We start from the raw sequence: 23,693 nt of genomic DNA, 5'->3' as shown, positions 1-23,693 counted from the left end.
AAGCCATGAAATCTCCTGCTTTGTACCCGGTCCTTCTGGCCGTGGCGCTGATAAGCGTTGCGGCTCATTACGCTTATAAACCCGTCCGGCTGTTCGACGGCAAAACCTTCCGGGGCTGGGAAGGCGATACCGTAAATACCTGGCGCATTGACGATGGCGCGCTGGTAGCCGGTTCATTGACCAAAGTTCAGCCCCGTAATGATTTCCTGACGACAAAAGCCCGGTATGGCAACTTTATCCTCCGCCTGAAGTTTAAGCTGCTCGGCACCGAAGGCTTTATCAATGGGGGTGTGCAGTTTCGCAGCCGGCGGCTGACCGATCCGGCTCATGAGATGATCGGCTACCAGGCCGACCTCGGCGATAAATACTGGGCTAGCTTATACGATGAGTCCCGTCGTAATAAAACCCTGATCCAGCCCGACTCGGCGCTGGTTACCAGAATTCTGAAGCGGAATGACTGGAACGATTACGAAATCCGGGCCGAAAACCGTCGGATCCGGCTGTACCTGAATGGCCGCCAGACCGTAGACTACACCGAACCCGACGAAACCATTCCCCAGACCGGTCTGATTGGCCTGCAAATCCACGGCGGAGGCAAGGTGCAGATTTACTACAAGGATATTACAATTGAGGAGTTACCGTAGTTTTAGTAAGCAAGTGCGCAGTCCTGAAGGGGAAAGCGCGGGCTCCGTTACTGCCTACTGCCCACTGTCGTTTGGCCCCCCATTTGTGACGGATTACACCCGGAAATTACCGTTTCACCCTAAGCCCGTACCGGCTATATACCAAATTGATTATTTTTGACTGAACGGAACTACCTAAGGTAGAGGAAATTGATTACCTTTAAACGTGCAGAAAGCGGTCAGGTGGGTCAGCCAGAAACAAATCGAGTATGCGACACGTTGCTGCCTTATGGTGCTTTTTAGGGCTGATCGGAACCAGCATGGCCCAGCGTGCTCCCCTGCCTGAGCTAAACTTTGATCGCCGAACCGACAAAGGCTACCTGGACAGCCTGAAGACGGTCGGACTGAACTACCTTAAAAGCGTTGACGGTCTGCCCCGTGCGGTGCTCAATGACTCCCTGAAACTGGAAGGACTGCGGTACATGGCCCTGGTCTACAAACAGGTGCGGGGTCCGGCCCGGGATAGTCTGCATTATTACGCCAACAAACTGGTTTCGCAATCGGTTGCCTACAACGATCGGGTGTATGCGGTTCGGGGATTGATGCTGGATGAATACTATTTTCGGGTGTTCAAAGGCGATTACCCGAAGGCGCTTCAGATCAACCAGAGAGCCTCTGAACTGTGCGTAGGCCTGCCCAAAGAAACCTCTCCACTCTGGCAGGTTCACATGAACATGGGCGATATTCATCTCCTCCTTAAAGAGTATAACCCGGCCCTGCAGAGCTATGAAAAATCGCTGGCGCTGCTGCCCCTGAATACGCTGGTGAAAGAACGGAACCGTAAGTTGCTGATAAGCCAGGTCGTTAGCCAGATGGGTGAGGTCTATGATATTCAGAAACGATACGATGAAGCCCGCACCCGATTTGAAGACGCCCGGACGATTGCGTACCAGACCAATTCGCAAACCAACATAGCGTATACCAGTCAGCGGCTAGGTGAGTTTTTCATGGCGCGCCGGCAACCGGAGCAGGCTACCCACTGTTATGAAGAAGCCCTGGCGATCTGGACCCGGTTAGGAGATATTCCCGGACAGGCATCGGTATTTTCGCGGCTGGCGGAGGGATACCTGCAACTAAACCAACTCGACAAAGCAATTGATTACGGCGAGAAATCGCTGCAGATAGCCCGCCAGCGCGAAAGCAAACGCCTGTTGCAAATGGCTACGTCGGCGCTCTATCAGGTATATCGGGCGGCCGGAAAACCGGATAAAGCGCTGGCACTGTATGAAGAGTTTGTGGCCGTGCGCGACAGTCTGACCAGTCATAAACGTATCGACGAGATTATTGCCATTCAGAAACGGTACGACATTGAGAAAGTACAGGCTGAAGCTGAAAAACAGCAACTGCTGCAGCGGCAACAATTAATGAATATTCGCCGGCAGGCGGAGCTGGATCAACTGAAAGCGAAAGTGGAGGCTGAGCAACTGGCGGCCGTAGTCCGGGAGACACAGTTGAAACAGAGAATAGAGGCCAACCGGCTCCGGGCAGCCAACGAGAAAACACGCCTGGAAAACCGGGCCCGTATCGATTTCCTGAACCAGAACCTCGAACAGCAAAAACTGAGCCGTCAGTTTCTGCTAGTCGGTTTGTTTATGCTGCTGGCGTTTCTGGCCGTATTTATCCGCAAAAGCCGGCAGATTGCGCATCAGAAAAAGCAGATCGAAGCCTTGAATCACGGACTGGAAGATAAAGTGCGGGAACGTACCGCCGAACTCGAAGCCGCTAACCACCTGTTGCTGACCAAAAACCGAGAAATAGAAGAAGCTCTCCTGCGTGGACAAACAGCGGAGCGCAGGCGCGTAGCAGCCGACCTGCACGACAACCTGGGCGGTATCCTGTCGGCCATCAAAATGAGCCTGTCTGCCCTCAACCCAGGCCGGCTTACCGACCGGGAGCAGCATATCTACGAGAACCTGATGCATATGACCAAAGAGGCTTATGCGGAGGTTCGGTACCTGTCGCATAACCTGCAGCCGGACGAACTGGAAAAGCAGGGCTTAGCCAAAGCATTGCTGCGGCTGACCGACAAACTGAATATCACGCATTTGACCCGGTTCAAACTGGATACAGCCAGTCTGCCCACCCTCGACAAAAACACCGAGTTTCAGTTGTACTCCATTTGCCTGGAGCTTTGCAACAACATTCTGAAACACGCCGATGCTACCGAGGCCGAAATCAGCTTCCGGCAGATTGGTAGTGAGCTAACGATGATTGTCCGGGACAACGGCCGGGGTATGACAACGACGGAGTCGCCAGGTATGGGCCTGCAAAACATTCAGGAGCGGACCGAGGCCGTAAACGGCCGGCTGGAAATCGTTTCCGAAACCGGTACCGGTACCACATTCCTATTCATGTTGCCTCTTTCTTCCGACATGGCGGTTGTTTAAATCTGAAATCTGGGCAAAGTTTCTGACCTTTGCGGCATACTTTCGGAATACAATCGCATGAAATTCAAGAAACACGTCTTTATCTGTACCAATCAGAAGCCGGCTCCCAAGAAGAGCTGCGGAGAAGAACATGGGCTGGCCCTTGTGGAAGCATTTAAACAAGCACTCAAAGATCGCGGTTTACAGGTAGACATCCGGGCGCAGAAAGCCGGCTGCCTGGATACCTGCGCCCTCGGCCCGTCGGTGGTGGTATACCCGGATGGCATCAACTACGGTAACGTTCAGCTCTCTGATGTAGACGAGATCGTAGAAAGCCACCTGGTCAACAACCAGCCCGTCGAGCGCCTGAAACTTACGTTTTAGTTAATAGTCGTTAGTCGTTAGTAAGTCTGGCGTCAGCACTATCGACTATTGACTGACGACTATCCAACTTTTATGTACCAGCATCTTTTTTTCGATTTAGACCACACCCTTTGGGATTTTGACCGGAACTCGATAGAGTCTCTGTGCGAAATGTACGAAAGCTTCCGGCTGGCCGACGCCGGCATCGAGTCGGTAGACGCTTTCTGTGAGCACTTCCTGCAGATCAATAAAAAGCTCTGGGCCGACTTCGACCGGAACCAGGTGACCCATGCCTACATCCGCGAAAACCGGTTTCCGCTGGTATTTCAGGCGCTGGGTTTGCCCGATAATGCCGTGTGCAGCCAATTAAGCGACGAGTACCTGCGGCTGCTGCCCCGCAAACCGCACCTCACCGAAGCGGCTAAAGACGTACTCGACCACCTGAACGGCCGCTACCACCTGCACATCATCACCAACGGCTTTAACGAGATTCAGGCTATCAAAATGGAGAGTGCAGGGATTACCGATTACTTCACACACATTATTACCAACGAAATAGCGGCCTCCAAAAAACCCGATCGGCGCATTTTTGAATTTGCCCTGGAAGTCAGCGGAGCCACGGTCGAGGAAAGCATCATGATCGGCGATAACTACGAGGCTGATATTCTGGGAGCGCAGACGGTGGGGATGGATACCGTCTTTTACAACCCGGCCGGTCTGGAGGTCCCCCAAAAGCCCACGCACGATATTCGCCATTGGAATGAGTTAATGGCTATATTGTGAGCCGAACGGCGAATACCCATCATGAAAACCTTCCTATCCCTCCTGGTTTGCCTGCCAGGCTTCTCCTGTTTTGTAACGGCGCAACCGCTTAGCGTCGATGTCTGCGTATACGGCGGCACCTCTGCCGGGGTAATCGCAGCCTACACGGCCAAAAAAGCCGGCAAGTCGGTTGTGCTGATCGAACCTACCCGGCATCTGGGAGGCCTTTCCTCCGGTGGCCTGGGCGCTACCGACATCGGTAATAAATTTGCCATTACGGGGCTGGCCCGAGACTTCTACCGGCGGGTGGGAAAACACTACGGCCGACTGGAGCAATGGACGTTTGAGCCGCACGTGGCCAAAGCCCTCTTTAACCAGTACCTGCAGGAAGCCGGCGTACCCACCTGGTATGAGTACCGGATCGTGTCGGCCCGTAAGAATCAGCGGGGCACCATTGAGGAAATCGTGCTGGAGCAGTCAGACAAACCGGGCGTCGCCGGGCAACGAGATGCCGGGCAACGAGATGCCGGGCAACGAAATGCCGGGCAACGTATTGTCCGGGCGAAGCAGTATATCGACTGCACCTACGAGGGCGATCTGATGGCCCGAGCCGGGGTGTCGTACACCGTAGGCCGGGAGGCCAACAGTCTGTACGGTGAGACCTATAACGGCGTGCAGTTACTAGACAAGCACCAGTTTCCGGATGGCGTCGACCCGTACAACATACCCGGCAAGCCGGAGAGTGGCCTGGTGTGGGGCATCAGCACCGCTCCACTGCAACCCAACGGCACCGGCGACCGCAGCATTCAGGCCTACAACTACCGGATGTGCCTGACCGATAACCCCGACAACCGTATCCCGATCACCCGCCCGGCCCGGTACGACTCCACCAAATACGAGCTGCTGCTGCGCCAGATTGACAAGAAGGTTCCCAAAGAACTGACCTGGAACCTGATGCATTTTGTGATGATGCCCAACCGCAAAACCGACATCAACAACTGCGGTGGCTTATCGACCGACATGATCGGCGCGAATTACGACTACCCGGAAGCGAGCTACGAACGCCGGGCAGCGATCATTCGGGAACACGAAGACTACACCAAAGGCTTTTTTTACTTTATCGGTCATGATCCCCGCGTACCCGAACACCTCCGGCAGGAGATGCAGCAATGGGGCTATCCGAAGGATGAATATGTCGACAACGACCATTTTTCGCCCCAGCTTTACGTCCGGGAGGCCCGGCGCATGGTGGGCGAATACGTGATGACCCAGGCCAACTGCGAGAGTAAGGTCATTGTCGGGGACGGAGTGGGCATGGCGGCCTACACCATGGATTCGCATAACTGCCAGCGGCTGATTGTCCGCGATGCTCAGGGCCGGGCCATGGTCAGAAACGAAGGCGATGTACAGGTTGGCGGCTTCCCCCCCTATCCGATCAGCTACCGGGCGCTGGTGCCGAAACGAACCGAATGCACCAATCTGCTGGTGCCGGTCTGCCTGTCGGCCAGTCATATCGCTTACGGCTCTATCCGGATGGAGCCGGTCTTTATGGTGCTGGCGCAATCGGCCGCCATGGCTGCCAGTATGGCCATCGACGCCAACAAGGCCGTGCAGGACATCGACGTACCGAAACTACAGGCGTTGCTGCGGTCCAACCCGCTGGCCGACGGGAGCCGCCCGGAACAGCTCATCGATAACGATGATCCCCGGCGGGTAGTAATTAAAGGCGATTGGCAGCGCGAAACAACCGGCGGGCGCTACGGCTTCTCAATGCTCATCGGCAAACCCGCCGAAACCAATGAAGCAGCATCGGTTCGCTTTTCGCTGACGGATGGGCAACCCGGCACCTATGCCGTGTACGTCTACAATCCGATCCGGCAGGGTGGTACATCCAATCCGGACACCTACGGGCAGCAGACCGATAAAGCCAGCCGGGTAGTGGTAAAACTCAATACGGGCAAAGACATAAAGCAACTGTTTATGAACCAGCAACAGCAAGCCAACGACTGGATCAGCCTGGGACAGCACCAGGTTGTTAAGGGCACTACCCCTTACCTGGAGCTGACCTCTCAGGGCGCCAACGGTACCGTAGTGGCGGACGCCGTCTTATTTTTACCCGTGAAATAGCCTCAATCATCAACGAAGATGCTACTGGAAAACGCAACTGCTTTAGTGACCGGAGGAGCGTCCGGTTTGGGAGAAGCTACTGTCCGCCTGTTTGCCGCCGGCGGAGCCAATGTGGTGATCCTCGATATGAACGAAGAACGCGGCAAAGCACTGGCCGATGAACTGGGCGTCAATGTCCTCTTCTGCCGGACAGATGTGTCCAGCGAAGCCGATGTACAGGCCGCTGTCGACCTGGCCGTGCGGGCCTTCAGTGGTATTCAGATTGCTGTTAACTGCGCCGGTATTGCCGAAGCCCGTAAAACCATTGGCAAGGTAGGTGACACCTACGGGCCGCATTCGCTGGCCGCCTTTGAAAAAACAATCCGGGTCAATTTGATCGGTACCTTTAACGTGATCCGGCTGGTGGCCTTTGCGATGGAAAAGAATCAGCCCAATGAGGAAGGCGAACGGGGCGTAATCATCAATACAGCCTCCGTAGCTGCCTATGATGGGCAGATCGGGCAGGTGGCTTATTCGGCCTCCAAAGGCGGTATTGTGGGTATGACCCTGCCCATTGCCCGCGACCTGGCCCGCACCGGTATCCGGGTCATGACCATCGCGCCTGGCCTGTTCGAAACGCCCCTGCTGGCGGCTTTGCCCGAAGAAGCCCGTATTTCGTTGGGGCAACAGGTGCCGTTTCCGTCGCGGCTGGGCCGGCCCAAAGAATATGCGTTACTGGCCAGATCCATTGTAGAAAACCCGATGCTGAACGGTGAAGTCATCCGGCTGGATGGCGCGATCCGCATGGCCCCGAAATAATTTAATCCTAAACCCCATGAGAACCTTCACTACCCTTGCCGATCTGAAAGCGCACGTTGGTCAGGAGATAGGCACTACGCCGTACCTGACCGTAACGCAGGAGATGATCAACGACTTTGCCAAAGCCACGCTCGATTTCCAATGGATCCATATTGATGTGGAGAAGGCGAAAACCCACTCCCCCTTTGGCACACCCGTTGCGCATGGCTTCCTGACCTTATCGCTGGCTCCCAAATTTATGGCCGACCTCTTCCGGGTAGAGTCCGTGAAAATGGGGGTGAACTACGGCGCTAACAAAATCCGGTTTACCTCGGCGGTACCCTCGGGAAGTAATGTCCGGATGAAAGCTACGCTGATGGAGGCCGAACCGGTTCAGGGTGGCCTGCGGATCACGGCCAACTGTACTTTTGAAATAGAAGGACAACCGAAGCCGGCCTGCGTTGCCGAACTCATCTCCCTGTTGTTTGAATAAATCACGCATCAACTTCTAAAAACCACGACTCCACAATGCCACGTTTACAGGACCGAATTGCCATTATTACCGGAGCGGCCCGCGGTATCGGCAAGGCAGCCGCCGACCTTTTTTGCCAGGAAGGAGCCACCGTTATCATCTGGGATCTGCTGGAAGCCGGCGAAGAAACCGCCAAAGCCCTGCGTGACCAGGGTCACCACTGCGCGTTTATGCGGATCAGCACGACCGACGTACCGGCCATTGAAGCCGCCACGCGGGAAATTGTGGATCGCTACGGCCGCATTGATATTTTGGTGAACAATGCGGGCATTACCCGCGATAAAACCCTGCTGAAAATGTCGCATCTGGAATGGCAGCAGGTGATCGACGTGAACCTGACGGGTGTCTTTAACTGCACCAAAGCCGTGGTGCCCTACATGGTAGAGAACAAATACGGCCGCATTATCTGTACCTCGTCCATCGTGGGCGTGCATGGGAATTTCGGGCAAACCAATTATACCGCGGCCAAAGCGGGTGTAATTGCCATGTGCCGCACCTGGGCCAAAGAATTGGGTAAACACGGCATTACGGCCAATGCTGTTGCTCCGGGTTTTATCAAGACCGACATGACCGATGCTATGCCCGAGGAGATCCGGCAGAATCAGGTCAAATTAATCCCGGCCGGCCGGATGGGTGAACCGCGTGACATTGCCAATGCCTACCTGTTTCTGGCGTCTGACGAAGCGTCTTTTGTGAGCGGTCAGGTGCTGGGGGTTAATGGGGGGCAGGCGTCCTGAAACACAACAAAGCGGGTAGTGCTCGCATGAGTGCTACCCGCTTTGAAGACAGCCGGAAATACTTCCCGGGGTACGGCTACATCATCCGTTTCACCAGATCCTCTACGCTAATGCCTTCGGCTTCGGCTTTGAAGTTGCGCACGATGCGGTGACGCAGGATCGGCAACGCTACCGCCCGGACATCTTCAATATCGGGCGAATATTTCCCGTTTAGCAGGGCGTTGCATTTGGCGGCCAGAATCAGTGCCTGCGACGCCCGCGGCCCGGCTCCCCACTCCAGATACTGATTGGCATCCGGAGAAGCCAGCTCGGTATTCGGGCGGGTTTTGTGGACCAGCTTCACGGCGTACTCAATCACGTTATCCACCACCGGCACCCGGCGCACGAGGTGCTGATAGGCCTGAATTTCCTCGCCCGAAATAACTTTCTGAACCTCGTAGCGCTCGTCATTTGTCGTACTCTTTACAATGTCCAGCTCCGAGCGGTACGAGGGGTAATCCAGCCAGATGTTGAACATAAAGCGGTCGAGCTGCGCTTCCGGCAGCGGGTAAGTTCCTTCCTGCTCAATCGGGTTCTGGGTAGCCAGTACAAAGAATGGCCGGCCCAGCGAAAATTTCTGCCCGGCAATGGTAACGGCGTATTCCTGCATGGCTTCCAGCAGGGCCGACTGCGTTTTGGGCGGTGTCCGGTTGATCTCATCGGCCAGAATGATGTTGGCAAACACCGGGCCTTTGATGAATTTGTAGTTGCGCTCCTGATCCAGGGTCTCGGAACCGAGAATGTCCGACGGCATGAGGTCGGGCGTAAACTGAATCCGGTTGAAGCTCAGGTGGAGCGCCCCCGAAATAGTCTGAATCAGCAGCGTCTTGGCCAGACCCGGTACCCCCACCAGCAGGCAGTGGCCCTGGCAAAAAATGGCGGTGAGCAGCAGCCGGACGGTCTCGTCCTGACCAATCACTACTTTCGAAATTTCACTGGTAAGCTTCTTGTACGAATCGTTTAGGGCTTCGGCAGCCGCAACATCAGATGTGTAGGGCACAGGTAGTGGAGTTATGAATTGAGAATTAAGAGTGATGAATTAAGAGGTAAGAGTTATGAATTAAGAATGCGTCATCCCTGATTCTTAATTCATAACTCTTAACTCCTAATTCCTTATTTAGTTTCCGCCGGAAGCGGCACTCGCCTGAGAGGTGCCAAAGATGCGGCAACTGTTGTATTCCGGATCGACGGTAATGTACACATCGCCGACGGATTTGCGGAACCAGTCATCGACCGCATGATTCTTTTTGTTAGCCATGACAATGTTCTGCAGCTTTTCAAAGTCAAGTTTAAAATCAGCGGTATGGGCCGGGACCTTATTTTTGAAGTACAGAATTCGCATGGCACTCTTGCCGTCTTCGGACCGGTACGGCATTGGGGGCGTAATAGTACCTACCTTCATGGTATCCAGCATCATGAACAGGCTGTAATCCATGCTGCCGTCCATCGGCATCTGGGCGCTACCCGATTCATGATCGCGGATCAGGCCACCGGCATCAGCGGTGCTTTTGTCCTCAGAGTGTTCTTTTGCCGCTTTTGCAAAGGTTAGGCTATCGGCCACAATCAGGGTTCGCAAACTATCCAGGTAACGCGTGGCATCCGTCAGGTCCAGACGGTTATAGTCCGGACGCAGCAGAATATGCCGGGCGTGGTACTCGGCTCCCCGCGTTTCAATCAACTGAATCAGGTGCAGCCCATACTCGGTCTCCACAATATCCGACATCTCACCCGGCTTCAGCTTTAGCGTCGCGCCTTCAAACGGGGCTACCATCATGCCGCGCTTGGCAAAACCCAGGTCACCGCCTTTCTCGGCTGATCCTACATCTTCCGAAAACTCTTTGGCCAGTTTGGCAAAATCTTCCCCTTTTTGCACGCGCTCTTTCAGGGCAACCAGCCGCTTCCGTAGCTCGTCTTTCTGCTCTTTGGTCACCTTGGCAAAGCGGACAATCTGCCCCACTTCTACTTCGGCGGGCATAAACGGTAAACTGTCTTTGGGAATGGCGTTGAAAAACTTCCGAACGTCATTGGGCGTCACCTTTATTTTCTCGGTGATCTTAGACTGCATCTTCTGGATGGTCATCTGCTCTTTCACCTGCTGCCGCAGCTCGCTCTTCAGCATCTCCAGACTTTTACCGTAGGCCTCCACAATATTCTTCTCGGAGCCGAACTGCTGAATCATATACGACATCCGGCTGTCCAGTTGGTTGTCTACCAGCTTATCATCCACAAATACGGAGTCAATCTCCGATTTGGCCAGCATCATTTTCTGGATAACCAGGCTTTCGAGCAACTGGCATTTGGTAGGCGGGGTCTGATTCTGGGCAATATAGTCCTGATACGTCCGTTCCAGGTCCGATTTGAGGACGTAGTAGTTATCTACCTTCGCAATGATTTTGTTCAGGGTAATGCCCTGCCCCTGCGAAAATGCCGGGAAGCTGAGCAGGCCGCTCAGCAGTATTCCCAGGCCTAGGATCATTCTTTTTCTTAACATGGTTGTGTAACTAAGCGGGAACGCCTTATTTAATCAGCTTGCGCATTTCTTCTTCGTTAATTTTTACCGGGAAGCGTTGTTTCAGTTGCGCCAGCCACTGCTTCTCCAGAAACGCCTGGTAGTCGTTGATAACCGCCCCCCGTGCTTCCTCAAAAGTCTTCAGACGGGGTTTCTCTACCCGATTTATAGTCACCATCACCGATTTATTATCCGGATGAAGCACCGTAGTACCGGGTTTCCACTCCACCGAGTCCAGGTGCGGATTGGCACCCTCCACAAAGGCACCTTCGGTAATGGTAACAGCATTCGGGATTTTCGCGTTCAGTACCTTCTCTACGTCTTTCTTCGAGGTCGAAAAATACTGGAACGTAATCCGGCGCTGGTCGGCGGCATCTTTCGCACCGGCCTTGCTGCCGGGCCGGAAAGCGCCGTGATCTTTCTCCATAATGCGCATCACCGACACCCCATTCGCCGTCAGGTAATTGACAACGGCATGGATACGACCTGCCGAAACGCTATCCTTCTCAGCCGCTTCGCGTGAGCCCGACACTTCAATAATGTATTCCGGATTACGCAACAGCGTCACCAGAATATCAAACAGGGCCTCTTTCTGTTTGGCCTCTAAAGTCGTCTGGTTTCTGGCGTAGGTAATTTCCGGTGCCGACCGACGGAGCTGGTACGGACTGCTCGCCAGCATCTGTCGGGCCTGCTGGAGGGTTTCGTCGTTGCCGGCGACCACCACCGTGGCAAACGCCCGCTCCGGAAAACCGTACTTCTGCCGGTTCTGCTCGTAAAACTGCCGCTGCCCCAGCGAATCGGCCATCGACTTTTCCCAAACGTTCTGCTCCATCATCTGCGACAGCAGTACGCCATCCCGAACCTCATTGAGCAACGCCCGGAAATCGGCGTGCTTGTTTTCCAGGTTGGCTTCTTCGGCGGCAATGAGCTGGTCGCCCACAAAGCGGTCAAACAGCCGCTGCATCGCTACCGTGGGTACGGCACCAGCCGGGCGGGGCTGCTGCTTCTGGCGGACATAGGTGAAAAACTGGTTGACCGTGGCCGGTTTGTTATTGATAATAACCAGCGTTTTTCCGTCCAGGGCAGCGTCCAGCGGCTGCGGATAGGTCCACTTTCCCTGGAGCAGGCTGCTGTCGGCTTTGGACAGCGCGGCCTTCAGGACTGGTTCGTTCGGCTTAATGGCGTATTCCTTCTGGAGCCGCTGCACGGTTGCCTGCCGGATAAGATCGGCCCGCGAGTCGGTTACAACTTTCTGGCGTAAGGCCGGTGCCAGTTCCGTATATGGTTCCAGAGGCTTCCGCTCGACCAGTTTGAGAATATGCCAGCCGTAATTGGTCTTCACGGGTTTGGAGTAGCTGCCTGGTGCGGTCAGCCCAAAGGCGGCATCTTCAAACGCGGGTACCATCTGGCCGGTCGCAAATGTTGGGAGCAGCCCCCCGTTGTTGCGGGATTGCGTATCGTCGGAAAACTCTTTCGCCAGCGCATCAAAGGAAACGCCCTTTTGGAGCCGGCTATACACCTCATCGATGCGGGCTTTGGCGGCTGCCTGCCCGGCATCGTCGGCACCCGGACTGATGCGCACCATAATATGCGCTACCTGAATTTTACCACGGCTCGACCGGCGGTCGTTCACCTTGATAAGGTGGTAGCCGGACCGGCTGCGGACCGGCTGCGAGATTTTGCCGACGGGAGTCGTGTAGGCCGTTGTTTCGAACGGATACACCGTCTGGAACGCCGAAAAGTAGCCAATTGTACCTCCATTCTGGGCCACGGTCGGGTCTTTGGAATACTGCCGGGCGAGTGCGGCAAACTCTTCGCCTTTCAGCAGCCGGTCGCGCAGGCTCCGGGCCATTTGAAAAGCCGCCAGCGTATCGGCCGGGCTGGCATCTTCCGCTACGGCGATCAGGATATGCGACGCGTTCACTTCTTCCTGCATCCGCTGGTAAGCCTCCGCCGAGAGTTGTTCCACCAGGGCTTTATCGGTCAGGTACGACTGTGCCAGTTGTTTGCGGTAGGTTTCAAGTTCTTCCCGGAAGGCTTCGGTGGTGTCCCGGCCCTCCTGCTCGGCGGCCAGCACCTTCAGCTTGAGGTTAGCGTACAGGTCCAGGTAGCTTTTCAGATCCGTACGCTGGGAAGAATCACCGGAAATCTGGTTTTTGGTAAAGGACTGAAAAAAATCGTCGGTGGTAAAGCCTTTGTTGCCCAGGGTCAGAATAACCGGCTCGGCGGGAGCCGCTTTCCGGGCTGTCGGCGCGGTAGTTTTGCAGGCAACGGCCAGTGCCGACAGCAACAGGCCACCGGCTACCCGGCAAGACAGTTTATAAGAGGATTGTAACGCTGAAAATGGCAGAACCGAATTACGGTAAGAATGGGTACGCATGGAAACCTATTTAAGACTAAAACAGCCGCTCCGGTAACCGGTCCGGCTGGTAGTATTGTTTACGTTCAGTAGCTTCTGAATCGAACAGGCAAGTAGTACTAAAACCTGTTTCGATAACGAAAGATACAACCAATTATTGATTCTCCGACCTGATTTTAAGGGTTTTTAATAATTCCGGACACCTCTTCCACAACAGATTCACCCGAGGAGCCATCGCCGGATGTCCACTGCCAGCGCTCGTGTAGTCGCAAACGCCCATCGGGCAGGTATTCCGGAATGGAGTGGCAACGGCCAGTCATTAGCTCGCCCGGCCGATTAACGTGCTGATACCGCATATCGAGGCTGTTGTCGGCCTGCACCGTTGCTATCAGAAAGCCCTTAACAATAGCTCCTCCAGCGTATTCAGCCCAGACAACGTTACCCTGCTGATGATAATAAAAAAGCGTTTCGGCCCCGACCTCCCCGTTATCGGTATTGATCACCGACCGAAACACCTTGCCGTCATACAGAAGCACCCCAGGCTTAACTCCTAATCCTTCACTCATAACTCTTAACTACCGATCACACCCGGCGTCATATCCAGCGTCGGCTCCTGCTGGCTGAGGCAGTGGAAACTACCCAGACCCCAGATGATTTCGGTAGAGTCGATGCCCACCACGTTGCGATCGGGGAAACACCGCTCCAGGATATCAATGGCCTCCTGGTCTTTATCGCACCGAAAGGTGGGCACAATCACAGCGGCATTACAGATGTAGAAGTTGGCATAGGAGGCCGGCAGGCGCTGCCCTTCGCTGAAAACGGGGTCGGGCATAGGCAGTTCGATAATGTTCAGTTGCTTGCCGTTGAGCAGCCGCATTTCCTTCAGATCAACATGGATGTCGTGCAGAAAGCGGTAATTGGCATCCTTCGGGTCCGGCTCATACGCGGCCACAACGGTGTCTTCGCTGACCCATCGGACGGTATCATCGATATGGCCGTCGGTATCGTCGCCAACAATACCTTCGTCGACCCACAACACCTGCTTCACGCCATAATAATCGCAGAGGTACTGCTCGATCTGCTCCTGCGACAGGTGCGGATTCCGGTTTTCGTTCAGCAGGCAGGCACGGCTGGTCAGAACGGTGCCGTTGCCGTTAAATTCCACGGAGCCGCCTTCCATCACAATACCGGCGTTCACGTAAGGCAGCTTTCGGTAGTGCGCAATTTCGATCGGAATCAGATCGTCCCGGTCGTAAGGCGGGTATTTGGCCCCCCAGGCGTTATAGCCCCAGTTTACAATCAGACGCTGCCCCAGGTTCGGGTTTATCAGAAAAGCCGGGCCGTGATCGCGGCACCAGGAATCGTTGACGGGGTGGGCTAACAGGTTTATATTGGTCAGGTCGACGCCGGCCATCAGCAGCCGCATCTTAGCTCCCTGAATAATGTATTCGTTATGGGCGTTGATGCAGACTTCTTCGCCCTTGGCAATGGTTTTTATGAATTCCAGGTAAGCCGGGAACATCAGCTCCTGACGCTCTTTGGACCAGGATGCTTCGGTATGGGGCCAGCTTAGCCAGGTAGCCGCGTGGGGATGCCACTCGGCCGGAAAAAAGAAGCCCTGCTGGGCGGGAGTTAAGGCCATTGATCAACTAAATTTAGACTTGCGTTTACGAAGGGTGCAAAGATACGCTTTCAATGGATTAACTTGCTTTTGCGGGGAATGATTCGGGGAGAAGCATAAAAACGGGCTAAAACCAGTCGGTACGTACCAACAGGCGTTAGCCCGCAAACTCATGAACTATTTAAGCACTCAACCACCCTACGCCTGCGGCAGACTCAGCAGGAAACCGATGGTAAAATTAGCGTCCCAGTCGAAAACAAACTGGTTGCAGCCGGTGGCGTCGGCAATGGCTTTATAGATCGTCAGGCCGGCTTTGGTCTTAGCGTTATCGCCCCGGTAGTCGGCCGGCGCTTTCAGTACCGTATAGCGCTCCTTGCCGGTGCGAACCTGCTTGGCCAGTTCAAACGGTACTCCGCCGATGATAAAGCAGGTTTTGGTTTTGCCGGGCGGAATTTTAGCGGCCTGTTCTTTCACTCCACTGTACACGGTTTCGTCGCTGGTGTTGTCCTGGTAGTATTTCGAACCGTAGGTCTCTACGGCCGAGATCCGGTCGCCTTCTTTCCAGGAGATTTTTGTGTTACCGGAACCGATGTCGGTTACGAAGGCCATGTTTTCGTATTCTGCCGGCAGTACCGACCGCAGGGCCAGTTTGCCCTCCTGCTCGGGCGTAACGGTGTTGACCACGTAATTCAGCGACTTCAGCGCCCGGATAATCTTCTGCGTATTTTCCGCTTTAACGGCTCCGGAGCTCACTACGAAGTGGATGTCGCGCCCGCTGACGCCGTAATCCAGCATACCGGCAATGTATTTTTTCAGCCCCTCGCGGATGTCGAAGTCAGAAGCCATGTTTTCCAGTACCAGGCTATTGCCGAACTCCGCTTTCTCCAGCTTCCAGTTTTTCTGCTTATCGATGGTAATGATAAACGAGTTGAACCCACTGGCACCCAGTTCGACGACTCCTTTCAGCGTACCGTTGGTGGGTGCGGGGGGTGTATAGACAAACCCGGCCCGATCAATGCTGTTGGCTACCTGAGGTGCCGCTGCGGACGACTGTTCCGACGACCGCCCCTCCGGACTGGTCGCCGGTATGGTGGGCGACTCGGAATCGTCGATTTGCTCCGACGTTTCGCGGGCGGGGGCTATCTTACGGAGCAGTTCATTCCCTCCCAGCATTTTAAAGCCAAAGTAAAGAGCGGCCAAAATAATGGCCGTAATCAAGAGCCTGCCGGCTACGGTTAAACGTCTCATGTTGGTGAACGATAAATGGATTGACGGTTGAAAACAACGGGTTAAGAAACTTAGTCTAACAGGCTGCGGTAGCCTTCATCTTTCGGCGGGTTAAGCGGACGGGCCTGGGGTATGGGTGTTGCCACCGGCGCATCCAGCTGGATGAGTTTAAAATCCCCCTTGTTGTAAGCTTCCAGCAGGCGCTGACCCTTGTCGGACATGATCCCGTTCTGGATGTCTACCGAGTTAATAAAGTCCATCGACAAGTCCATAGCCCGCTTCATTTCGCCGAGCTTCTGGCTCATATCGTCCTGAATATACTCCATCGACTGGTCGAAGTAGTACTTCTTGTCCGGATTACCCTGGAAGATGCTGACGGCCGTTTTAAGGGCGTTGGAGCTTTCTTTCACAATCCGGTATTCGGTCTCCTTCAGCTTGACCTTGATCTCGGTTTCCTTGATGATGTAGTCCGCGCTCTTGTTCACCTTCTCCATGAACTCCAGCACCAGCCGGATGTTCCGCTGCAGCGGCAGTAGCTTTTCGTTCATTTCCTGCAAACCGGCCCCTTCAATGGTTGCCAGCGAGGCCGCTTCGCGCATACCCGGCCGGTCAGACAGGCTGTTGGCCTTGTTGGCTTCGGCAAATTTCTGCTTGATCAGTTCATTGTTCTCGTTGATCTTCTTGTTCAGTTTTACCAATTGTCCCTGCAACTGGTTGATCTGCCCCTGCATTTTCCGGCGCTTATCTTTCAGATCCTCAATGTAGATCTTCATGATAGCAATCGGGTCGAGCTGGATCACAATACCCGTAAGCTTCCGCATTAAGGTCTTGAACAGAAAGAATACGGCCGTGCGGACATCCTTACTGGTAAACAGAAAGATCAGCAGGCCCAGAGCCGCCAGCAGCAGGCCCAGGTATAAGGTATTGGCCGTAACCTCGATCAGAAAAGCCACCACCTTATTAAAGTAGTACAGGCCAAAGCCGGCGATAGCCGCCAGAAAGAAAAAGCCCACTATACCCTCCGGACGATTCCAGAAGGAACGTTTCTCCACGTCGGTGGAGCTACCGCCACCGATTTGCGAAAAATCAGGAGTTGCCATTGTCTTGTTGGTTAGAATGGGTTGAAAGCGTGAATTAGGTTATTTCAGGTAACTGGCGATCCTGGCCACATCGGCTTTGATCTGCTCCACGAAGGTGTTATACGTCACCTCGTAGGTTTGTCGGTTCTGGTTGATCTTCTGACTTTGTTCGTCAATTTCTGCGCCTATTTTGCTCAGCCGCTCGTTGTTAGCGTTTATCTTGTTCTGGAGTTCAAGAATCTGCTTCGCCAGGGTCTCGTTTTCGGTCTGGAGTTGCTTTTGCTCGTTTTGCAGCCCTCCCACTCGCTCCCGCAGCGCGTCGTCCACGCTTTTGGCAAACGATTCGCGGTCGGCGTTCAGCGCACTCAGGTACTGGTTGGCGGTGTTGGTCAGCACGGATACATCCGAGACGCCACCCATTGCCCTGAAGCTCGCCCAGGCTGCCTGGTATTGCTTTTCTTCGCCCAGGCCCAGGTTCGATAAGTTGCGCAGCGTTTCGCGAAACTCAAAATAATCCGGTCCCTGCAGGTTGGTTTTTTCCAGCACAGCGGCAAAATGTTCGATAAACTTCTGCTCCGACGAAGACAGTCCACCCATCGGTGCCGCATTGCCCGGACGGGCCGTGCCCGGCCCAGGCATGCCCGGTGTGGCCGGCCCGGCGGTTACTCCTGGCGCGTTGGGCTGCGCCGGTGCCGGGCTGTTTTCCGGTTCTTCCTTCACAAAAAAGCCCAGAATTTTCCGGCCGATACTTTTTTCCTGTTCTGGCATGGTTAAGAATCGTTGATTTGGTAGGACAATAGTACAAGGTAAGGAATAATCGGCATACCGGATTCCGATGAACGGTCGCGGGGCTTGACAACAGTCCCAAAACCGGGCCGGATTTTTTGACCCTGAGAAGCAAAAAAGCAGCAGTAAACCAGCCACTTATAATAAAAAAGCCGGGTTCTCTGGCCCGGCTCGTCGTGTAAGGATTATTAGCCAGTGTACCGGCTTACTCGTCGATGTATCGTTTGGTGATCGGCTGGTAGCTGTCGATGCGCCGGTCGCGGAAGTACGGCCAGGTGGTGCGGTATTTGTCGGACAGTTCCAGATCGACTTCCTGCACATGCACTACCTCCTGATCGTGCGGGGCCAGGTACAGCAGTGAGCCGAACGGATTGGCCACAAACGACCCGCCCCAGAACTGCTGATCGGCCTCGCGACCTACGCGGTTCACGGCTACCACATGTACTCCGTTGGCAATAGCGTGCGACCGCTGAATCATCTGCCAGGCGTTATACTGCTCCTCGTTCTGGGCTGAATCCGGTTCGTTGGTATCCCAGCCGATGGCCGTGGGGTAAAACAGGATTTCGGCCCCCATCAGCGCCGTGATGCGGGCGGCCTCCGGGTACCACTGATCCCAGCAGATCAGCACCCCGATGCGGGCGTATTTGGTATCAAACACCTTATAGCCCAGATCACCGGGCGTAAAGTAAAACTTCTCGTAATAACCTGGATCATCAGGGATGTGCATTTTCCGGTATTTGCCCAGGTAGGTGCCATCGGCATCCAGTACGGCCGTGGTATTGTGGTAGAGCCCCTGCGCCCGTTTTTCAAACAGCGACGCAATGATCACCACCCCACACTCGCGGGCTACGGCCGACAGTTGGTCGGTCGACGGACCAGGAATGGGTTCGGCCAGTGTAAAGTTGTGGTGGTCTTCTACATCGCAGAAGTAAAGCGACGTAAACAACTCCTGCAAACAGACGATCTGTGCGCCCTTAGCGGCTGCCTCCCGAACACGCTCGATGGCCTTTTGCCGGTTGGCGTCCACATCGGCCGTACACGACATCTGCACTAACCCTATATTTACTTTTTTTGCCATAGCCAGAACTCAGTAGAATCTACAGACGTGATGGTTTGTGTATCCGGATATTAACCGTTTTGCTTCTGTTTTAATTCCTTGATCTCAAAATCAAAGGATAGCTCGTTCATGCACTTGAAGTGTTTCAGCGGGCACTCGGCATACCCCAGTTTGGAGCAGGGGCGGCAAGACAGGGCGTTGTTTTCCAGAATCACGTAGCTCGTCTTGTAGGGGTACATGCCGAAAGAGGGCGTGGTATTACCCCAGAGTGAGTAAACCTTCTTCTTCAGCGCAGCCGCCATGTGCATCAGCCCCGTATCGTGGCTGAAAACCACCGTGGATTGCTGCAACAGCGAGGCCGACTGATTCAGATTGTACTTACCGCAGGCGTTGTAAACCAGGTGACTACCCAGCGCCCGCTCAATGGCCGCTCCATTGTCGGCATCTTCTTTCCCGCCCAGCAGCACCACCGGGTAGTTAATCTTGCGGCAGAGCTCGATCATACGCGGCAGGGGCAGTTTTTTGGTGGCATGCTGGCCGCCAATGGCGTAGGCCACAAAACCCGGCCGGTGAGTGCGCGGCAGCCAATCCTGCTCTACAATGTCTTTGTAGGGAACAAAGTAATCCAAACCCTTTCCGTCGTTTTTCACACCCAGCGGTTGCACCGTCGCCATGTACCGGTCTACGATATGGATAATGGGCAGCACATTGATCTTCAACTGCACATAGAGCCATTTCTGCCAGTTGAGCTTTTCAAACGTATAGGCTTTGACGCCCATTAGCGCCCATTTAATCAGGCGGGTGCGGAGGTTGTTGTGCAGGTCGATGATGTAATCGTACTTCTCCGCCCGCAGTTGACCGATCAGTTCATTCAGGCTGTCGCCCAGGTAGACTTGTTTGTCGATATAAGGGTTATCGGCAAGAATAGGACGGTACGCTTCTTTGGTGCAGAAATGAACCTCTGCCCCCGGATACTGCTGTTTAAGGCAGCGGATTACAGGCGTCGTCAGCACAATATCGCCGATAGACGAAAAGCGGAGGATCAGAAATTTAGTGGATGAAGTACGCATTACGGCAAAATTACAACACTCCGGTCAGAGTACCGTAATAACGTAAGCTGCCGCTTATTATGTTTCCCATTCCTTTATTTACCGGTGCCGGTTCAATTAAACCACTGGGGTTTTACGGGTGTCCGGTACTCATTGTTCTCGCAGGCCACGCAGGGCGGGTTCGACGGATACGGGAAATTCCAGGGCCGGCCGGCGGGTGGATTTCCGATACCACTGGTTCGCTCGACCGTCAGCGGCACGACCGAAATACCGGCGGCACCAAAATACCCGTAGGCCACCTCTGTAGGATGACTGGTACAGCGGATATTTCCCCGCACCGAGGCCGGCGCGGCATCAAACAGACCACCTGTGTTCCGGGTCAGCTTTTTCACGCTGCTCAGGAACTGGTACGCCCCCCGGCTGATCATCTTTTGTTCGACTTCAAGATAGTAGCGGGAAAACGAAGTGAACGGCACCCGCATAATAAACTGGCGGCTGATGGCTTTTCCGTTGATGTTAGCGTCAGAATTAATGTTGACGCAGTCGTAACAGCGGGTGATTTCCCAGCAGGGCGTGCAGCAGTAGTAGTCGGTAGTAATGTTGGTTCGGGAGTCCGTCACCGACCGGCAGGCTACCAGTTGCTCATAATGCGTCCAGCTCCACTGATAGTAGTCACCGCTTGTTTCGGGGTCTTTGGTGTCGATGTAAACGTCCCAGCCGCTGATCTTATCGCTGGTGAGGGCGTAGGGGTCTTCCCGGAACTCGTAATAAGCCTTCAGGATAGGCGGGGTGGCTTTGAGCAGCTCCGGTTCCGACACGTACCGTTTGCCGTCGCGGGTCTGAATGGTCAGCGTATAGGTCCGGCCGGCCACCCCCCGGATACCGGTCGGGCTGGACTGGTAGCTGCCGCTGCTGCCGATCTCCTTCAGTACCTCCTGGTTACCGGCATTGTCGCTGATGGTTACCGTGGCTCCGTTCACCAGCAGATTCACGCTTTTAAAGGAATAGTCGGCCGATGTGGTCAGCTTCACCGTATAGGGTCCGGGCCGGTCGGTAATAAGACCCTCAACCACCAGCGAGCGGGGCATGGTCTGCGTTTCCGGCTGGTAAGGTGTAACGCAGGCGGAGAGGAAAAGGACGCAAAGGAGAAAGGAAGAAAGGGGGGAATACGGGGAGGCAGTGACAGGGCGTTTCATACAGATAGGGTGGTCTGGCGCTTAGAATTTGAAATTATAGGTTAGGGAGGGGAAGGCCGTGCCGAAGATCGAAAGCTTATAGGCATCGGTCAGTGACCGGGAGTTCATCTTGAAGAAGACCGAATAGGCGTTCCGGCGGGCGTAGACATTGTACACCGAGAAGATCCAGCTACTCTGCCAGCGCTTGTTTTTGGCGGGGTCCTGTTCAAACTGCATCGAAAAATCGAGCCGGTGGTAATCGGGAATGCGCTGCTGATTTCGGTCGATGAAAATCGGCACGATCACGCCGTTGACCCTGGCCCGCGCATAGGGCTGCGTAACGGGCCGCCCGGTGCTGTAAGTGAAATTCAGCGAGATATTGAACCGGGTGCTGGGCCGGTACACGGCAGCTATATTAACCGTATGAGGCTTATCAAAATTGGCCGGGTACGCGTTGCCGTTGTTGATCCGCTCCTCCGGGTACGGGCCGTCGATAGTCAGAAACGTGCGGGCGTAGGTGTAGCTGGCCCAGCCGGTCCAGAAGCCCTTGCTCTTCCGGACCATCGTTTCCAGGCCGTAGGCCCTGCCCTGCCCCTGAAGCAGTTCGGTTTCCGGCGCGGGCGTCAGCACCAGTTGGGCACCGTCTTTGTAGTCGATGGCGTTCCGGATGGTTTTATAATACACCTCCGCCGACAGCTCGTACATATTGCCGGACGTATTGCGGAAATAGCCTACCGACCACTGGTCGGCAATCTGCGGCAAAATATATGGGTTGCTGAGCGCCCAGCGGGAGGTAGGCAGGGCCGCCGTGGTGTTGGTGATCTGTTGAATATACTGCCGCATCCGGTTGTAACCCGCTTTGATCGACTGGCCTTCTGCCAGCGTAAACCGCAGGGCCAGCCGGGGTTCAAAACCGCCGGTGCGGTTGTAAATGGCCCCCGACCGGTAGGTTTTTGCGGAGGCTACCGTTTCGGGCTCCCTCGGCACGCCCTCCTGGTAGGTGCGCACCTCGGCGGGGCCCCGGTTCAGCAGTTCCGAGTAGCGCAGACCGGCCATCACCGACAGGTTGTCGTTTACCGTCCACTCGTCCTGCACATAAGCCGCCAGCTCATACGCCCGCTCAATGGGCAGGGTTACCGGCAGCACGTTGGAGAACGGACCGGGTATCAACTGGTTAGGCTGAATCCGATAGTCAATGACGCTCAGCCCGCCCTGGAGGCTGTGAAAATCATTTGCCAGAAAGCTCAGATCGGCTTTCAACTGGCGATGCAGAATGGACGAGGTCAGCCGGAAGGCGTTGGACGAGTCGGGCGCTACGTTTTCCGAGGCATAGTGGCTCAGAATGGCGGTGGTGGCCAGATTGAGCCGGTCGTTGATGGAGTAATTCCAGCGGAGAGTGCCGTTGATGGTCTGGTAGTTGTACTGGGTCGAAGAGGCATTCACTTCTACGCTCGCCAGGGAGTCGGACGGTAGCTTGAACACATCCTTTCCGGCATAGCCGGTGAAGGTAATGGTATGGTGTTCGTTGAGCAGGTACTTAAGTTTGGTGGTGAAATCGTAAAAATTGGCGCGGGTGTCGCGCAGGTTTACGGGACCCAGCCTGAACAGAAAGTCGTTGATGGCCAGCCGGGAGGCCGCCAGTACAGAAAATTTGTTTTTCACGATGGGGCCTTCTACCCCCAACCGGCTCGATACCAGCCCGATACCGCCGTTTACCGTCCACTGCTGGTTATCCGGCTCCTTGATTTTTATGTCCAGCACCGACGACGCCCGACCGCCGTAGCCTGGCGCAATACCGCCCCGGTGCAGGGTAACATCCCGGACCGCATCCGGGTTAAAAACCGAAAAGAACCCCATCAGGTGACTGGCGTTAAAGATTGGCGCTTCGTCCATCAGCACCAGGTTCTGGTCGGTGCTGCCGCCCCGGACATTCAGGCCCGGTGCGCCCTCCCCTACCGTACTGACGCCCGGCAGCAGCAGCAGGCTGCGCACAACATCGACCTCGCCCATAAAGGCCGGAATACGCTTGATATTTTTAATGGCAAGCTGTGTCACCCCCAGTTCTACCTTGCGCACATTGCGGTCGGGCGCTTCGGTCGTTACCGTAACTTCCTCCAGGTTTTTGGTATCGTCGGCCAGCAGCACCTCCCGGTACACCAGTTCTCGGATGTTCATACTGGTCACAATGGGCTTAAAACCCACGTGCGAAACCTTCACGGTATAGGTACCGGCGGGAACGGAGAGGATGAAGAAGCCATCCCGGCCCGTCGTAACGCCCCGGCGCGTTTCCAGAATAAATATATTGGCCCCCTGAATGGGTTGCCGCGTGACCGAATCCCGAACGTAGCCCGTCAGGGAATACACACCATCAGCGTTTTTCTGGGCAAAGACACAACAGGGCAGACTAAAAAGGCATAGCAGGAGTAAACGAACAGGCATAAAATA

Annotated in this window: 20 protein-coding genes; 8 read left to right on the top strand and 12 right to left on the bottom strand. The window is 54.9% G+C overall.

Going from position 1 to position 23,693, the window contains the following annotated elements; genetic code table 11:
- Positions 1-5: 5 nt before the first annotated feature.
- The 8 genes from ABD931_RS08860 to fabG all read left to right on the top strand — a co-directional run bounded on the left by ABD931_RS08860 (position 6) and on the right by fabG (position 8,347).
- Positions 6-644 (top strand): 3-keto-disaccharide hydrolase, encoded by a 639-nt coding sequence (locus tag ABD931_RS08860; RefSeq protein WP_345266105.1) that lies wholly within the window; start codon positions 6-8, stop codon positions 642-644.
- A 248-nt stretch (positions 645-892) separates the two neighbouring features.
- Positions 893-3,070, top strand: coding sequence for a tetratricopeptide repeat-containing sensor histidine kinase (locus tag ABD931_RS08855; protein ID WP_345266103.1), 2,178 nt, complete (start codon positions 893-895; stop codon positions 3,068-3,070).
- A 57-nt stretch (positions 3,071-3,127) separates the two neighbouring features.
- Complete coding sequence (locus tag ABD931_RS08850) at positions 3,128-3,433, top strand: (2Fe-2S) ferredoxin domain-containing protein (protein WP_345266101.1); 306 nt, start codon at positions 3,128-3,130, stop codon at positions 3,431-3,433.
- A gap of 72 nt (positions 3,434-3,505) precedes the next feature.
- Positions 3,506-4,195, top strand: coding sequence for a YjjG family noncanonical pyrimidine nucleotidase (locus ABD931_RS08845; protein ID WP_345266099.1), 690 nt, complete (start codon positions 3,506-3,508; stop codon positions 4,193-4,195).
- A gap of 21 nt (positions 4,196-4,216) precedes the next feature.
- On the top strand, positions 4,217-6,301 hold the full coding sequence (locus ABD931_RS08840) for an FAD-dependent oxidoreductase (RefSeq protein ID WP_345266097.1): 2,085 nt from the start codon (positions 4,217-4,219) through the stop codon (positions 6,299-6,301).
- An 18-nt stretch (positions 6,302-6,319) separates the two neighbouring features.
- The gene (locus ABD931_RS08835) at positions 6,320-7,099 is read left to right on the top strand and encodes a 3-hydroxyacyl-CoA dehydrogenase (protein WP_345266095.1); all 780 of its coding nucleotides are present in this window, start codon (positions 6,320-6,322) and stop codon (positions 7,097-7,099) included.
- Positions 7,100-7,115: 16 nt separating this feature from the next.
- Positions 7,116-7,571 (top strand): MaoC family dehydratase, encoded by a 456-nt coding sequence (locus tag ABD931_RS08830; protein ID WP_345266093.1) that lies wholly within the window; start codon positions 7,116-7,118, stop codon positions 7,569-7,571.
- A gap of 35 nt (positions 7,572-7,606) precedes the next feature.
- Positions 7,607-8,347: a 3-oxoacyl-ACP reductase FabG gene (gene fabG, locus ABD931_RS08825; protein WP_345266091.1), complete on the top strand. Its 741-nt coding sequence runs from the start codon at positions 7,607-7,609 to the stop codon at positions 8,345-8,347.
- Between the two features lie 76 nt (positions 8,348-8,423).
- Here fabG and ABD931_RS08820 read toward each other — a convergent pair whose 3' ends face one another.
- The 12 genes from ABD931_RS08820 to ABD931_RS08765 all read right to left on the bottom strand — a co-directional run bounded on the left by ABD931_RS08820 (position 8,424) and on the right by ABD931_RS08765 (position 23,687).
- Positions 8,424-9,386 carry an AAA family ATPase gene (locus ABD931_RS08820; protein WP_345266089.1) on the bottom strand — a complete coding sequence of 321 codons (963 nt, stop codon included), beginning with the start codon at positions 9,384-9,386 and terminating at the stop codon, positions 8,424-8,426.
- A gap of 117 nt (positions 9,387-9,503) precedes the next feature.
- Positions 9,504-10,862: a peptidylprolyl isomerase gene (locus ABD931_RS08815; protein WP_345266088.1), complete on the bottom strand. Its 1,359-nt coding sequence runs from the start codon at positions 10,860-10,862 to the stop codon at positions 9,504-9,506.
- Between the two features lie 40 nt (positions 10,863-10,902).
- Positions 10,903-13,275 (bottom strand): peptidylprolyl isomerase, encoded by a 2,373-nt coding sequence (locus ABD931_RS08810; protein ID WP_345266086.1) that lies wholly within the window; start codon positions 13,273-13,275, stop codon positions 10,903-10,905.
- A gap of 155 nt (positions 13,276-13,430) precedes the next feature.
- Positions 13,431-13,820: an avidin-fold protein gene (locus tag ABD931_RS08805; protein WP_345266084.1), complete on the bottom strand. Its 390-nt coding sequence runs from the start codon at positions 13,818-13,820 to the stop codon at positions 13,431-13,433.
- A 5-nt stretch (positions 13,821-13,825) separates the two neighbouring features.
- Complete coding sequence (locus tag ABD931_RS08800) at positions 13,826-14,896, bottom strand: agmatine deiminase family protein (protein WP_345266082.1); 1,071 nt, start codon at positions 14,894-14,896, stop codon at positions 13,826-13,828.
- A gap of 177 nt (positions 14,897-15,073) precedes the next feature.
- Complete coding sequence (locus ABD931_RS08795) at positions 15,074-16,123, bottom strand: hypothetical protein (RefSeq protein WP_345266080.1); 1,050 nt, start codon at positions 16,121-16,123, stop codon at positions 15,074-15,076.
- Between the two features lie 50 nt (positions 16,124-16,173).
- Positions 16,174-17,202 carry a hypothetical protein gene (locus ABD931_RS08790; protein ID WP_345266079.1) on the bottom strand — a complete coding sequence of 343 codons (1,029 nt, stop codon included), beginning with the start codon at positions 17,200-17,202 and terminating at the stop codon, positions 16,174-16,176.
- A gap of 39 nt (positions 17,203-17,241) precedes the next feature.
- Positions 17,242-17,949, bottom strand: a complete 708-nt coding sequence (locus ABD931_RS08785) for a kinetochore Spc7 family protein (RefSeq protein ID WP_345266078.1) — start codon at positions 17,947-17,949, stop codon at positions 17,242-17,244.
- A gap of 223 nt (positions 17,950-18,172) precedes the next feature.
- The gene (locus ABD931_RS08780; RefSeq protein ID WP_345266076.1) at positions 18,173-19,045 is read right to left on the bottom strand and encodes a carbon-nitrogen hydrolase; all 873 of its coding nucleotides are present in this window, start codon (positions 19,043-19,045) and stop codon (positions 18,173-18,175) included.
- Between the two features lie 50 nt (positions 19,046-19,095).
- Entirely contained in the window at positions 19,096-20,094 is a 999-nt protein-coding gene (locus ABD931_RS08775; protein ID WP_345266074.1) for a glycosyltransferase family 9 protein, read from the bottom strand.
- Between the two features lie 92 nt (positions 20,095-20,186).
- Entirely contained in the window at positions 20,187-21,269 is a 1,083-nt protein-coding gene (locus ABD931_RS08770) for a DUF4249 domain-containing protein (protein WP_345266072.1), read from the bottom strand.
- A gap of 21 nt (positions 21,270-21,290) precedes the next feature.
- Positions 21,291-23,687, bottom strand: a complete 2,397-nt coding sequence (locus ABD931_RS08765) for a TonB-dependent receptor (protein WP_345266070.1) — start codon at positions 23,685-23,687, stop codon at positions 21,291-21,293.
- Positions 23,688-23,693: the final 6 nt, after the last annotated feature.

Source organism: Nibrella viscosa (genome assembly GCF_039541875.1).
Taxonomy (GTDB): domain Bacteria; phylum Bacteroidota; class Bacteroidia; order Cytophagales; family Spirosomataceae; genus Nibrella; species Nibrella viscosa.
The sequence above is the reverse complement of the archived record's forward strand: the minus strand, read 5'-3'. Positions and strand labels throughout refer to the sequence as shown.